Annotated in this window: 13 protein-coding genes; 7 read left to right on the top strand and 6 right to left on the bottom strand. The window is 69.2% G+C overall.

The genetic code is table 11. The annotated features are described in order from the left end of the window. Positions 1-583: tyrosine-type recombinase/integrase (locus C1I97_RS06505; RefSeq protein ID WP_369008352.1), on the bottom strand; the 583-nt coding region annotated here is incomplete at its 3' end. Between the two features lie 193 nt (positions 584-776). Between C1I97_RS06505 and C1I97_RS06500 the strand changes: the two genes are divergently transcribed. Continuing rightward, positions 777-1,583, top strand: coding sequence for an IS5 family transposase (locus C1I97_RS06500; RefSeq protein WP_111002267.1), 807 nt, complete (start codon positions 777-779; stop codon positions 1,581-1,583). Between the two features lie 52 nt (positions 1,584-1,635). Here the strand turns inward: C1I97_RS06500 and C1I97_RS06495 are convergent, their stop codons facing one another. Continuing rightward, a complete protein-coding gene (locus tag C1I97_RS06495; RefSeq protein WP_111002266.1) occupies positions 1,636-2,487 on the bottom strand; it encodes a hypothetical protein in 852 nt (283 codons plus the stop codon). Between the two features lie 148 nt (positions 2,488-2,635). Between C1I97_RS06495 and C1I97_RS06490 the strand changes: the two genes are divergently transcribed. From C1I97_RS06490 to C1I97_RS06475, 4 genes are all read left to right on the top strand, one after another. After that, positions 2,636-3,496 (top strand): VOC family protein, encoded by an 861-nt coding sequence (locus C1I97_RS06490; RefSeq protein WP_111002265.1) that lies wholly within the window; start codon positions 2,636-2,638, stop codon positions 3,494-3,496. A 99-nt stretch (positions 3,497-3,595) separates the two neighbouring features. Then, positions 3,596-4,411, top strand: a complete 816-nt coding sequence (locus tag C1I97_RS06485; protein WP_181446597.1) for a phytanoyl-CoA dioxygenase family protein — start codon at positions 3,596-3,598, stop codon at positions 4,409-4,411. A 54-nt stretch (positions 4,412-4,465) separates the two neighbouring features. Next, the gene (locus C1I97_RS06480; RefSeq protein ID WP_111002263.1) at positions 4,466-6,445 is read left to right on the top strand and encodes an FAD-dependent oxidoreductase; all 1,980 of its coding nucleotides are present in this window, start codon (positions 4,466-4,468) and stop codon (positions 6,443-6,445) included. Next, positions 6,442-7,845 (top strand): MmgE/PrpD family protein, encoded by a 1,404-nt coding sequence (locus C1I97_RS06475; RefSeq protein ID WP_111002262.1) that lies wholly within the window; start codon positions 6,442-6,444, stop codon positions 7,843-7,845. Before C1I97_RS06480 ends, C1I97_RS06475 begins: the two co-directional genes overlap by 4 nt. Here C1I97_RS06475 and C1I97_RS06470 read toward each other — a convergent pair. Genes C1I97_RS06470 through C1I97_RS06460 form a run of 3 tightly spaced genes read right to left on the bottom strand, consistent with a single transcriptional unit; the run spans position 7,835 to position 11,132 of the window. Continuing rightward, positions 7,835-8,824: an ABC transporter substrate-binding protein gene (locus tag C1I97_RS06470; RefSeq protein ID WP_111002261.1), complete on the bottom strand. Its 990-nt coding sequence runs from the start codon at positions 8,822-8,824 to the stop codon at positions 7,835-7,837. The two genes, C1I97_RS06475 and C1I97_RS06470, sit on opposite strands and share 11 nt — an antisense overlap. 20 nt (positions 8,825-8,844) lie before the next feature. After that, positions 8,845-10,053: an FAD-dependent oxidoreductase gene (locus C1I97_RS06465; RefSeq protein ID WP_111002260.1), complete on the bottom strand. Its 1,209-nt coding sequence runs from the start codon at positions 10,051-10,053 to the stop codon at positions 8,845-8,847. Next, the gene (locus C1I97_RS06460) at positions 10,050-11,132 is read right to left on the bottom strand and encodes a cupin domain-containing protein (RefSeq protein ID WP_181446596.1); all 1,083 of its coding nucleotides are present in this window, start codon (positions 11,130-11,132) and stop codon (positions 10,050-10,052) included. Before C1I97_RS06460 ends, C1I97_RS06465 begins: the two co-directional genes overlap by 4 nt. A 134-nt stretch (positions 11,133-11,266) precedes the next feature. On the opposite strand from C1I97_RS06460, the gene C1I97_RS39205 reads away from it, so the two are divergent. Both C1I97_RS39205 and C1I97_RS06455 read left to right on the top strand, forming a co-directional pair. Further along, positions 11,267-11,494: a hypothetical protein gene (locus tag C1I97_RS39205; RefSeq protein ID WP_146608165.1), complete on the top strand. Its 228-nt coding sequence runs from the start codon at positions 11,267-11,269 to the stop codon at positions 11,492-11,494. A gap of 32 nt (positions 11,495-11,526) precedes the next feature. Then, the gene (locus C1I97_RS06455) at positions 11,527-12,381 is read left to right on the top strand and encodes a fumarylacetoacetate hydrolase family protein (protein ID WP_111002258.1); all 855 of its coding nucleotides are present in this window, start codon (positions 11,527-11,529) and stop codon (positions 12,379-12,381) included. A gap of 82 nt (positions 12,382-12,463) precedes the next feature. Here the strand turns inward: C1I97_RS06455 and C1I97_RS06450 are convergent, their stop codons facing one another. Then, positions 12,464-13,216, bottom strand: a complete 753-nt coding sequence (locus C1I97_RS06450) for an SDR family NAD(P)-dependent oxidoreductase (protein WP_181446595.1) — start codon at positions 13,214-13,216, stop codon at positions 12,464-12,466. Positions 13,217-13,245: the final 29 nt, after the last annotated feature.

Raw genomic sequence — 13,245 nt, 5'->3', positions numbered from 1 at the left:
CCCGATCGTCACTGAGGGCGTCGATGATGCGCTGCACCATCTGCTCCCGCTGGCCGTGGATGCACTTGTAGTACGTGTCCATCAGGATCGCCACGCTGTGGCCTGCCATCTCGGCCACCTCAGCGGCAGGGACACCAGAGTTCAGCCACAGGGAGACCGCGGCATGACGCAGGTCGTACGGCCTCCTGGCAAGGAGGGAGTCCACGAGATGTGGCGGGAAGGCAATGCGCCGCGCCTTGTGCCAGACATCGAGGTATCGCGTGGAGTCCAACCGGCCTCCGCTCGGGCTGCGGAAGAGCCGTCCGTCCTCCGCCGTCCCGAACTCGTCGACGTACGTCCGCAGTACCTGCACCAGTTCAGGGGACACCGGTACCAGACGTACGTCGCCGCGAGCCCGGTGCTTGAGCCCTCGCTGCTCGTGCTTTCGCCCGTCATCCGTCCACGCGGAGCCAGCGCGTGTGCTGGCCTGGTGCAGCGTGAGGAGGCCTGGCCCCTTCTTCGGGAGTTGGCAATCCTGAAGTCTCAACTCGACCGCCTCTTCAGGCCGCAGGGCCGCGAAGTACAAGGTGGCGAAGAACGGCATGAGGAGTCGCCCTCGCCCGTGAGCCCAGGTGCCGACGTAGATGACCGCGGTCAAGAGTTCTCTGGCCTGCCGTGGACTCACCACCACGCGTGGGTCTACCTGGCGAGTGAGTGAACCTCTTTCATCCTGTGCTGGCGGGTGAAATGGGCTGGTCAGCGGGCGTGGTGACGAGGCAGGGCCCCTCGTCGTTGGCGTGGTGATTCCACTCAGCACACCGGCGACCGAAGGGGCCCTGTTGGTTCCGTATCCTGCCACGCTCGACGTCCCGCATGAGCTCGTCGAGCATGTCGCCTGGCTGCTGTACGAGCACCGCCGCGCACGCAACACCCGCTGGCGGAAGCTCGGCTGCTTCGACCAGGCACTGCTCACGCTGGTCCACCTGCGCAAGAACGAGACGTTCGCCCAGCTCGGCGCCGGGTTCGCGATATCGCAGGCCACCGCCTGGCGCTACGTGGACGAGGCCCTGGAGGTGCTGGCTTCCTGGGCCCCAGGCCTCCACGAAGCCCTCACCGGCCTCGGTGAGGGCGACCACGTCATCGTTGACGGCACACTGATCCCCACCGACCGCGTCCGCGCCGATCAGCCGTACTACTCGCAGAAACACAAGAAGCACGGCATGAACGTGCAGGTCATCGCCCGCCCGGACGGCACACCCCTGTGGTTCTCCCGCGCGACACCCGGCCGCACACATGACCTGACCTCGGCCCGCGCCCACGGCATCGTCCAGGCCTGCCTCACGAGGCAGATCCTTGTGCTGGCAGACCGCGCCTACCAGGGCGCCGGCGCCACCTTCCGCACCCCGTACTACCACCACAGCGAACAGCCCGAGCACTACCAGCAGTTCAACCGCGACCACGCTCGACTCCGAGCCCCCGGTGAACGCGCCTTCGCCCGACTCAAATCCTGGCGCATCATGCGCAGAGCACGCTCCTCCACCCGCCGCGTCAGCCGCACCGTCCAAGCCATCCACGTACTACTGACCTGCGACTATTCAGGATGAAAGAGGTTCACTGACCGACATCACGAATTCAAGTTCAGTATCGTGACGCAAGTCAGTTCGCGGGTGTTAGGGGCTCGAACCCCTCCTCATAGCTGCCCTGGCCATGGCTGACCCGCACGGTTCCGAAAGGCCCGGCGATCAGCGTCGCGGTGGCGTCCGGTGCGAGCTCGAGAGCACGCCCCTCGCATGGCAGGACCACGACCTCACCGGGTTGGACCGGGCCGAACAGCGCGATCGAACGACGCAGCGCATGGGCGAGCTGCGTCCACGTCCCCGCAGGCAGCCAAAAACGTCCCGCGGCGGTGTCCGTCGCCAGGTCGAGCCCGATCAAGGCGAGGTCTACGCCCGTGGGAGCGAGCCAGGTGTCGGAGACGACGACATGCCCCGCGTGCGCGTTGTCCGCGATGCGCTCCAGCGTCGTCGAGGGCTCGTCGATGACGGTCCGCCGACTGTTGACCACCAGCGCTGCGTACGTCCGTGCGGCGGCGGCATGGATCTCAGGCACGGTGATGTCAAGGTGCTGCAACGGGGCGCCGATCCGGATGGCGAAAGCACCCGTGACCAGCGGTTGGACGAGCTGGTTGCTCGGGATCACCGCTCCCGAGCCGTGCACCGAACTGCTGAGGTAGTAGCCACCGAAAGCGACCGCCTCGTCCGGAGACTCCGGCAAGGACACCGCCCGCCCGGCCACACGGCAGCCCTCGTCCATGGCTCGCCGGAAGTTGAGTGCGGCGACCGTCTCCGCGCCTTGTTCGGCGTAGGGCTCCAGCAGGGCGGTGATGCCTCGGGCCGGACGTCCGGTCAGGTCGGCGTTGAGGAGCATGTTGGCCGTGCGTTCGAGGTCGGCGTGTTTCCGGGTCTCGTCCCACGGCGGGGGCTCTGTGGTCTGCGGGTTGGCGGGCATCGGCACATGGTGTCCCGGCATGTGGTGGGGGTCGCCGTACGCGGTTTCACGCAGTGGCACCGCAGGAATGAGCGATGCTCGTGATCGCCACCACACTCCGAGAAGGCATGCACTTCGGCTTGGGACCGGCATGCAACGAGGAGGAGAGATGGGACGCATCCGCGAGTTCGGATATCTGGTCGCGACCGTCCGCGACATCGACGCCTGGAAGGTCTTCGCCGGCGATGTGCATGGCATGCAGGTCGTCGAGCACACGGAGGACCGGCTGAAGCTCCGGCTGGACGAGCGCCGTTGGCGTATCGACCTGCACCGGGGCGAGGTGGAGCACATCGACGCGGTGGGCTGGGAGGTGCGCGGTCCGGGTGATATCGAGGCGATCGAGAAGAAGTTGCGTGACCGCGGTTACGCTCCGCACCGCGCCACGCCTGAGGAGGCCGCCTTCCGGGAGGTGACCGACTATCTCGCCTTCAAGGACCCTGATGGCAACGGCGTCGAGGTCTACTACGGTGCCCGGCGCGACGAGACGCCGTTCGTCTCGCCGACCGGCGCCCGCTTCGTCACGAAGGACATGGGTATCGGGCACGTGATGTTCGCGGTCGGTTCCTCGGCCGCCTTCCGTGAGCTCTATCTGGACGTCTTGGAGTTCGGGCTGAGCGACTTCATCGACATCGGTCCCGACCCGGGTACCTTCCTGCACTGCAACCGGCGTCATCACTCCGTCGCCTTCGCCAACCGTCCCGGTGTCGATCCTCGTCTGGGTCATCTGATGGTGCAGGTCGACGACATGGACACGGTGGGGCGTGCGTACGACAAGGTCCTCGACGGGGCCGCCGTGCTCGGCGCGACGCTGGGCAAGCACACCAATGACGAGATGGTGTCGTACTACGTCAAGACGCCGTCGGGCTGGGAGATGGAGTACGGCTACGGCGGTCTGGAGATCGACGAGGAGACGTGGGTTCCCGGGCGTTGGAGCGCCGCGCATTTCTGGGGCCACCAGCGGGTCGGCTGAGCCGTCCGCACGGGCAAGCGGATTGGTCATCCTGTTGACCACATGAATTTCATCTAGTGTTCTGATCTTACGGATCTACGCATGAATAGGGGTTCATCCATGACTGCAACGCTCGCCGAGCCCCGCGTCGAGGACTACCGGCGCGACGGCTTCCTCTTCCCGATGCGCGCCATGAGCACCGAGCAGGCGGCGTCCTACCAGGCTCGGCTGGATGCCTTCGAAGTCGAGCACGGGCCGCAGGCCGGCCCCGTCCTCCGCTCCAAGTCCCACCTGGTGCTGCCCTGGGTCAACGAGATCATCCGGCTCGACCCGGTGCTGGACGTGGTCGAGAGCATCATCGGCCCCACCATCTACTGCTGGGGCTCGTCGTTCTTCATCAAGGACCCGCACCACCCCGGCTTCGTCGCCTGGCACCAGGACGCGCCGTTCTCCAACATCCCCGCGGGCGGGGAGATGCTCACCGCCTGGATCGCGCTGGCTCCCAGCATTCCCGAGAACGGCTGCCTCAAGGTCGTGGCCGGTACGCACACCGAGCAGGCGCCGCACTCCTTCGTCGAAGGCACGGACAACCTGCTCTCGCAGGGCCAGGAGATCGCCGTCGAGGTGAACGAGGACGACGCCACCTCGCTCGTCCTGGAGCCGGGGGAGTTCTCCCTGCACCACCAGTTCATCTTCCACGGTTCGGCCCCGAGCCGCTCCGACCAGCGCCGCGTCGGCATCGCAGTGCGCTACATGGCGCCGTACGAGCGCGAGGGCGAGCCCACCGACTACGCCACGCTCGTACGCGGCGAGGACCCGTACAACACCTTCATCCCCGAGCCCGTCCCGTCCTCCGACATGGACCCGGCGGCGGTGGCCTACCGCAACGACCAGCTGGTGCGACTCCACGGTGACCGCTACCGGACCACGATGTGACGCGCCTTCGGACGACGTCGTAGGACCTCATCGCGTAAAGGACGGAAGACCCCCATGCCCGACGCCGCCTACAACCGCCTGCTCTCCCCGGTCACGGTCGGGAGCTTCACGATCCCGAACCGGATCATGCTCACCACACACAACCCGAAGCTGAGCGAGGAGCGCTACCTCAAGTACCTCGAGACCCGAGTGGCCGGCGGCGTCGGGCTGGTCGGCATCCCGGTGCTCCACGAGGCCATCTCCACCCTCGCCTTCGTGGACACCGGGCACCTCGACCATGTCGGCGTCCACGACATCGACAACGGTCCGGACGCCGAGACCGAGGAGGGCGACGCCTACTACGACGCGCGCCTCCTGCCGTCGCTCCGGGCTCGCGCCGAGATCGTGCACCGGCACGGCGGGGTCGCCTTCGGCCAGGTCGCCAACCGGGGCGCGATCCGGCTGCCCGAGACGTTCCAGGCGATGGTGTCTCCCAGCGGCCTGCCCGACCCACAGGTACGAGCCCAGCCGCACGAGCTGTCCACCAGCGAGGTCAAGCGCGTCGTGCGTCTCTTCGCACGTGCGGCCTCCCGCGTCCAGCGGGCCGGCCTCGACGGCGTCGAGGTCCACGCCACCCACGGCTACCTGATCGAGCAGTTCCTCTCCCGCACCACCAACCGTCGCACCGACGAGTACGGCGGCTCGCTGGAGAACCGGACACGGTTCCTCGTCGAGACGATCGCGGCGATCCGCGAGGCATGCGGCCCGGACTTCCCGATCGCGATGCGGATCAGCGGCCACCAGGCCGAGACCGACGGGCTCACCACCGAGGAGATCTGCCAGATCGTCAAGGCGGTCGAGAAGGACCTCGTCTACGTCAACATCACCGCCGGCACGATCATGGCGCTGCACGACGGGGTCGTTCTCCCGTACGTCGCCTCCACCCTCTTCGAGCCCGGCTTCAACGCCGAGGCCGCGGCGGCCGTCAAGGCCGCCGTCTCGATCCCGGTGGGCCTGACCGGCCGGATGAACAGCCCCCAGCTGATGGAGCGGCTCCTCGAAGAGGGCGTCTGCGACCTGATCGGCACCACCCGGGCGCTGCTGGCCGACCCCGACTTCATCCGGAAGACCGCCGACGGGCGTGCCGACCGGATCCACCGATGCATCGGCATCAACGAGTGCCACTACCCCGACCGGGCCTCCTCCTGCCCGGTCAACCCCTGGGCCGGCCGGGAGGACGAGCTCGACCTGCCCGACCCCGTCCGCCGTAAGAAGGTCCTCGTCATCGGCGGCGGCCCGGCCGGTCTGATGACCGCCAGGACCGCCGCCGAGCGCGGGCACGACGTCGTGCTCGCCGAACGGTCCGACCGGCTCGGCGGCAAGATCGCGACCCTCGTGAGCGACCCGTTCCGCAAGGAGATGGCCAACCTGCTCGGCGACCTGGTCCGGGAGGTCCACGAGGCGGGCGTCGAGGTGCAGCTCAGCCGCGAGGTCGGGCCCGGGGACATCGCCGCGTACGGTGCCGACGCGGTGGTCGTGGCCACGGGCTCGGTGCCCGACATCCCCGACATGGCCGGGATCGACGACGTGCCGGTCTACTCCGGGCTCTCGCTGCTGGAGGAGGACCTCGACCGGATCGGTGACCGGGTGCTGGTCGTGGGCGGGCTCAACGACCACGTCGCCCCGCTGGCGGCGGCCGATTACCTCGCCCAGGCGGGCAGGAGCGTCACACTGATCTCGGAGTGCCTGCTCCCGGGGCAGAGCGCCGAGCCGTCCATCCTCCACCTGCTCACCAAGCGGCTCCACGAGAAGCAGGTCGACATCCGGCCGGTCACCCGGTTCCACAAGGCGGGGGCGGAGCCTGAGCTGCGTGACGTCTTCAGCGGCCGGATCAGCTCGGTCGGGCAGGTCGACGCGGTGGTCTTCGTGACCACCTCCACGCCGGTGCCCTTCCCCGAGACCGCCGGCGAGTTCTATCGCGTGGGGGACGCCCTGGCACCCCGCCGACTGGTCCACGCGACCCTCGACGGTGCCCGCACGGGGAGCCGGATATGACGATGCCCGCCCCCTTGGAGGTCACGGCGGCGATCCTCGCCGCCGTGACGCGCACACGTTTCGAGGACCTCCCCGCGGCAACCGTCCGGCACGCGAAGCAGCGGATCACCGACATCGTCGGCTGCGTCATCGGCGGTGCGGACACCGCCGGCAGCCCTGAACTGCGCAGCCTCCTCGTCGCTCGGGGCGGAAGACCCAGCGCCACGGTCCTGCCCGGCGGAGAGCGCCTCCCCACCGCCCCGGCCGCGTTCGCGAACGCCATCGCGGCACGCGGCAACGACTTCGGCGTGCTCATCCCCTACATCGGCACCACACCGGTCTGGTCGCACATCTCCGAGTCCACCGTGCCGGCAGCCCTCGCGGTCGCGGAGGCCACCGGCGCGTCCGGTCGTGAGCTGATCACCGCCCTCGTTCTCGGCGACGACCTGGCCGCCCGGCTCACGGCGGGAGCGACGTACGTCCCCGGAGCCGGATGGGACAGTCCGGGGCTGGTCAACAAGTTCGGCGTCGCGGCGATCGCCGGCAGGCTCCTCGGCCTGGACGAACTCCGGCTGCGCGACGCGTTCGGGATCGTGCTCCACCAGCTCGGCGGCACCTTCCAGGCGATCGACGCCGGCGCCCACACCTTCAAGCTGGCCCAGGGCCTGGCCGCCCGCGACGGCATCGAGGCGGCGGAGCTCGCGGCTCATGGCTGGACCGGCAGCGCCGATCCGTTCTTCGGTCCGAACGGCTACATCGACATGTACTGCGACGGCGTCGACCTGGACGTCGTGGCGGACGGTCTCGGCGCCGTCTTCCACGGTGACGCGACCTTCAAGCCCTATCCCTCATGCCGCTTCACCCACTCGGCGATCGACTGCGCGCTCGAGGTCGCCGCCCGGCTCCGTGAGGCCGGCGCGGACGCCGGACAGATCGGCCGGATCCACCTCGACGTCGCGCCGATGCACGTCGACTCACCGCTGGACCAGCCGTTCGCCCCCGGCCGGAACCCGCAGGGGCACGCGATCTTCAGTCTGAGGTACGCCGCGGCCAGCGCGCTGCTCCGCGGCCGGGCAACTCTGGCGGAATACACCGAGGAGGCGGTCGGCGACCCCGCCGTCGCGGCGCTGGCCGACCGCGTCTCGATTACGGGTGGCCGTCCGATGGCGACCCCCGAGGCAGCGACTCTCACGGTCGGGCTGCGGGACGGTACGTCCCTGACCGTCAGTCGCGACACGGCCACGGGCAACCCGCTCTCGTCCCCGCTCAGTGCGGCCCGGATCGAGGCCAAGTTCCGTGCCAACTGGTGCTTCACCGGGATGCTCGAGCCGGCCCGTGCCGACGACGCCCTCGAACTGCTCGGCCGGCTCGACGAGGTCGACGACCTCGCCGAGCTGACAGCGACCCTGGTCAGACCGTGAAGCCGGCGGCGGTGGTGGTCCCCGCGAAGAGCTCCTCCGGGCTCCACTCCCGCTTGGCGAGTCCCTGACGCCTGGAATAGCGCAGGAACGTCTCCAGCGTGTGGCGGTTGGCCTCCACCCCGTACTTCCAGAAGTCCTCGCCCATCACCTCGACGGTCTCCTCGAGGTGATGGGCCAGCCACGGCAGCATCAGCTTGAGCGAGCTGCGGTACTCGAGGTCCTCCCGGGCCACGGCGAGCGACTGCTCGAACGCCTTGAAGAGCGACAGAGGCACCCACGGGTTCGCCTTGACGACATCACGCTTGATCGCCACCACGTGCATGATCGGGAAGATCCCGGTGCGCCGGTAGTAGTCGGCCTCGACCGCCTTGTAGTCCGCAAAGAGCCGGGTCACGTCGGGGCTGGTGTGGAAGCTGGACGGCGTGCTGGCGCTGAAGACCGCGTCGAGCTCACCGGCCGCGAGCATCTGCGAGAGCGTCTGCTCGGGACCGATGGGCCGCACGGAGATGCCCTCGGGCAGGTCGAGCCGGATCTTCTCGCTGCGGCCCCTGTCCTCGACGCCTCCGGTGAAGAACCGCATGTCCTCGACGGCGACGCCGTACTCGTCCTCCAGCATGCCGCGCTGCCAGACACCCGCGGTGATCTGGTACTCGGGCAGGCCGACGCGCTTGCCCTTCAGGTCGGCCGGCGAGGCGATGCCGCTGTTGCGGTTGACGAACATCGACTGGTGCCGGAAGTAACGTGACGGGAAGGCGGGGACGGCGACGAACGGCGCGCCCTGCTCCAGAGTGAGCACGTACGACGACAGGCTCATCTCGCTCAGGTCGAACTCGTGGTGCTTGATCTGGCGGTGGAAGATCTCCTCGACCGGGAGGGTCAGGTAGTTGAGGTCGATGCCCTCGGCCTCAACCCGTCCGTCCTGCAGAGCGCGCAAGCGGTCGTAGTTGGTGGCCGCGAGGGTCAGGTTGAGCTTGCTCATCAGAGGATCGTCAGCCGCCTTCAGCTCTTGGAGTAGATGTCCATGTGGCCGGGCACCCTCGGCGGTGCGACGCCGTCGGTGCCGTAGAGCCACTGGGCCAGGGAGTAGTCGTTGTCGGCGAGCGTGCCGAGGTAGGCGTCGCGCAGGACGGCGCCGGCGCCGCCGAGGTGGACCATCTCGCCGAAGAACCGGGTGTTCTCCTGCACCGCGTTGGTGCGCGGGTAGCGGATCTCCTCGTACTTCGCAAGGGCGGCCGGGACGTCGGTGTCGCCGCTTGCCAGAGAGTCGGCGAGCGCGACCGCATCCTCCATGGCCTGACCGGCGCCCTGCGCGAGGTACTGCCGCATCGGGTGCGCGGCATCGCCGAGCAGGGTGATGCGGCCGTCACTCCAGCCGGCCATCGGCTTGCGGTCGAACTGCACCCATCTGGTCTCCAGGTCGAGAGTGTGCAGCGACTCCTTGATGTGGTCGCAGGTGTTCGCGAACCGCTCGAACAGCTCCTCGCGGGTGGCCCATCCCTCACTGCCGGGTTCCCCCCTGCGGCTGCGGAAGGAGAGCACCCGGTTGAGCAGCTCGCCGCCCTGGACGGGGTACTGCATGAGGTGGATCTCGTCACCGGCGAAGAGCATGACGGCGTCCTCGGTGCCCTCCGGCCGGGGCCCGGGACCGCGGTAGATGACGTACTGCGACCGGATCGGCTCGGAGTCGTCCAGCGTCAGCCTGCGTACGGCCGAGCGCAGGCCGTCGGCGCCGATGACGGCGTCGCCCTGATACGTGCTGCCGTCGGCGCACTGGACGTGCGCGGCGGTGTCGGTCTGCTCGACGGCGACGACCTCCTTGCCGGTCACGACCTCGACGTTGCCGGTGGCGAGGGCGACCTCCAGCAGCGCGTCGAGCAGGTCGGCGCGGTGGATGACGGTGTACGGGGCGCCGTACCGTTCCACGAGCTCCTTGCCCATCGTGGCCTGGTAGATCTCCTTGCCCGTGTAGATGTCGCGCAGGACGAAGCGGTGAGGGAGAACAGCGGTGCGCAGGACGGCGTCCATGACGCCGAGGTCCTGGAGGACGCGCCCGGCGTTCGGGCCGAGCTGGAGGCCGGCGCCGATCTCCTTGATCTCGGGGGCGCGCTCCAGGACGGTGACCTCCATCCCGCGCTTGGCGAGGGCGACGGCGGCGCTCACGCCGCCGATTCCTCCGCCCACGACGACGATCTTGTCAGGTGCGGTCATGACTGGTCCTCCCTCTCTTCGCGGTAGAGCCCGAACGGCTCGTACAGGGGTCGGTCGTTCATGCTGAAGAGAACTGCGTCGGTTCCCTCGTCGGCGACGTGCCGGTACGTCGACCAGGACGGGATCGCGAAGAAGTCGTGCTGCTCCCAGTCGAAGCGCTCACCGTCGATGACCGTGTGGCCGGCTCCCTCGACGGCGCAGAAGATGACGCTCGAGGTGTGCCGGCGCGTGATCGTGGCGTTGCCGGCGGGCACCAGGTGCATCCCGCAGGTCATCGTCGGAAGGACCGGACCGCCGGTGAGAGGGTTGGTGAACTCCAATTCGACCCCGTGCTGCGGGGAGCCCTCGTCCACCCGAAGTTTGGCGAGGGCCTCCTTCGTCGCGGCGTACGGGTACTTGGTCAGGGGCGAGTGCGGTGTCGCGGAGCGGGTTCCGTACGGAACCATCCCGGTGCCGTACCGGTTGGTGCTCGCGTCCTCGGCCTGGGTGAGCGGCTGGAGCTGCTTGCCGGGAAAGTCCTCGTAGAACTGGGCGTTCATCGTCTGCACGAACGGGACATCGAGCGCGTCGAGCCAGAGCATGGGCTCGTCGCCGTCGTTGCGGTGATCGTGCCAGGTCCAGCCCGGGGTCAGGATGAGGTCGCCCGGGTTCATCAGCATCGGCTCTCCCTCGACCATGGTGTGGCCGGAGCCGGAGAGCATGAGCCGGATCGCGGACGGCGTGTGCCGGTGCGCGGGGGCTGTCTCGCCGGGCAGGACGAGTTGGTAGCCGGCGATCATCGTGTGCGTGGTGCCCTTGCGGCGCGCGGGGTTGACGGCGTTGAGGGCGCGGCGATCGGACTCACCGCCCAGGTCGACCGCCGTGGCGGCCTCGTCCATGAGCGCCATGACGTCGCGTCGGTGCCAGACGTGGGGAACGTCGGTGACCACCGGCTCCGGAGCGTCGGTGCCGGGGACACGCCACAGGGGGGCGAGATGGGCCTCGCCCAGACGCCCGTAGAAGGCGGCGTCGGGTTCTCCCGGAACCGCGAAGTTCGGACCGGTGCTCGCCGCTGCACGGCTTTCGGCTGTCGTACTCAAGCTGTTCCTCCAGAGGTGGGGAGGGTGGTGCTCAGAAGAGTCCTTCGTGTCGCGGGGAGCGAGCCATGCGGCTGTGTCACCAGGTGGCATCGCGTTCAGGTGGGCGTGCTGATCGGTGCCTAGGCTCCGCAGGTGTGCCTCCATCCACCGATCTCGCCGGGACCCGCACCGGGAAGGAACCGTGCACGGCGGTGTTCCTCGGTGCTGTCGGGGCCCTGAGCGAAGGGGCACTCGCCGAGCCGTCCCGCCTGCCCGGCAACGACGTCGTCGCCGGTCGGATCGCCCCCGGCCACGCGGCGGCCCTCGCCGCCCGGCCGACCGGGCGCGCCTCGACAGGTCCCGGACCCGGGTCCTGGATCTGACCCCACTCACACCAGCCCACCAAGGAGTCCGGATGCGCTTCGGAGTACTCGACGACCGCCTCATCGCCGTCCTGCCGGACGGCGCGGCCCACGACGTCACCGCCCTGGCAGGCCCGCCGGCCGGTCCGGCCGGCCCGCTCCAGAGGCTGATCGAGCGCGGTCGGCCGCTGAGCGCCGCCGAGGTCCGCACCACCCCGGCGGTCGACGTCGGCGGTGCGTCCTGGGACGCGCCACTGCCGTTCCCGCGGAAGGTCATCGGCGCGCCGGCGAACTATCGCGCTCACGTCGCGGAGATGGGCAACCCGAACACGATCGTGGAGTGGGGTGTCTTCCTCAAGGCCAGTACGTCCGTGATCGGGCCGGGTCGGACGGTCGAGCTGCCCTACACCGACGTGCGCACCGACCAGGAGGGCGAGCTCGCGGTCGTCATCGGGAAGGAGGCCCGGCACGTGTCGGCGTCGGATGCCTTGGACTACGTCTTCGGTTACACCTGCGTCCTCGACATCACGACCCGCTCGACCGAGGACCGCTCGACCAGGAAGTCCTACGACACGTTCACGCCCCTCGGCCCGCTCGTCGTCACCCCCGAAGAGGTCGGCGACCCGGACGACCTCGCCCTGAGGTGCTGGGTCGGCGGGGAGCTGCGCCAGGACTCGAACACCAGCCGGATGATCTACGGTGTCAGCCGGCTCATCGCGTACGCGAGCTCCGTGATGACCCTGCAGCCGGGTGACGTGATCGCCACCGGCACCCCGGAGGGGGTCGGCCCCCTCGCCGACGGGGACGAGATCGTCGTCGAGATCGAGCGGGTCGGCCGGCTCGCCGTGACCGTCTCGGCCGCCGGCGCGCTGCCGTACGGGAACCGCATGGGCATGCCGACCGCCTGACGGGGCGCGGAGCGGGGACCGGCATTCCGTCATGGGAGCGGTGCCGGTCCGCGGCCCGATCGGGTCGGCCGGGGGGCCGTCGTCAGCGTGCGGTGTAGCCGCCGTCCACCGGCAGGACGGCGCCGGTGAGGTAGGACGCGGCGTCGGAGCCCAGGAAGGCGATGCACGAGGCGACCTCGCCGGGCTCGGCGAAGCGCCGCCCGAGGAGGCGATCACGCTGACCCTCGGGAAGGGCACCGCGTTCGGTGATCCGTTCGGTGAGCGTCAGGCCCGGGCAGACCGCGTTGGCCCGGAGGCCGGCTGCGGAGTGCTCTGCGGCCAGCTGCTTGGTGAATCCGATCAGTCCGGCCTTCGAGGTCGCATAGCTGGCGGCGCCGGGCATGCCGACCAGTCCGTGGGCCGAGGAGACGTTGACGACGCTTCCGCCGGTCGGGCACTCCAGCAGCGGGTCGAGCAGTGCCTGGGTGAGGAAGACGTTCGCGCTCAGGTTGAGGTCGAGGGCACGGTGCCAGCGCTCTCGGGTGGTGTCCGAGGCGGCCAGTTTGTCGTTGACGCCGACGTTGTTGACCAACGTCTTCAGGGGTACGCCGCTGGACGCCACCGCCCGAACGATCCGGTCGATGTGGCCGGCGCAGGTGACATCCGCGGTCACCAGCGTGTGCTGGGCGTCGCCGAGGCTCTCGGCGAGCGCCGGGAGCCGTTCGCTGTCGCGGTCGACCGCGATGACGTACGCCCCCAGCTCCGCGAAGGCGCGGGCCGTCGCCGCGCCGATCCCCGCGGCCGCGCCGGTGACCACGACGCCCTGGCCGTCGAACCTCATTCTCTTGAGAAGCACCGCATCCACCCCATCAGTCACTGTCATCC

Origin of the sequence: Streptomyces sp. NTH33 (assembly GCF_003236365.1) — a bacterium.
Lineage (GTDB): Bacteria > Actinomycetota > Actinomycetes > Streptomycetales > Streptomycetaceae > Streptomyces.
This window is presented reverse-complemented; position numbering and strand designations above follow the sequence as displayed.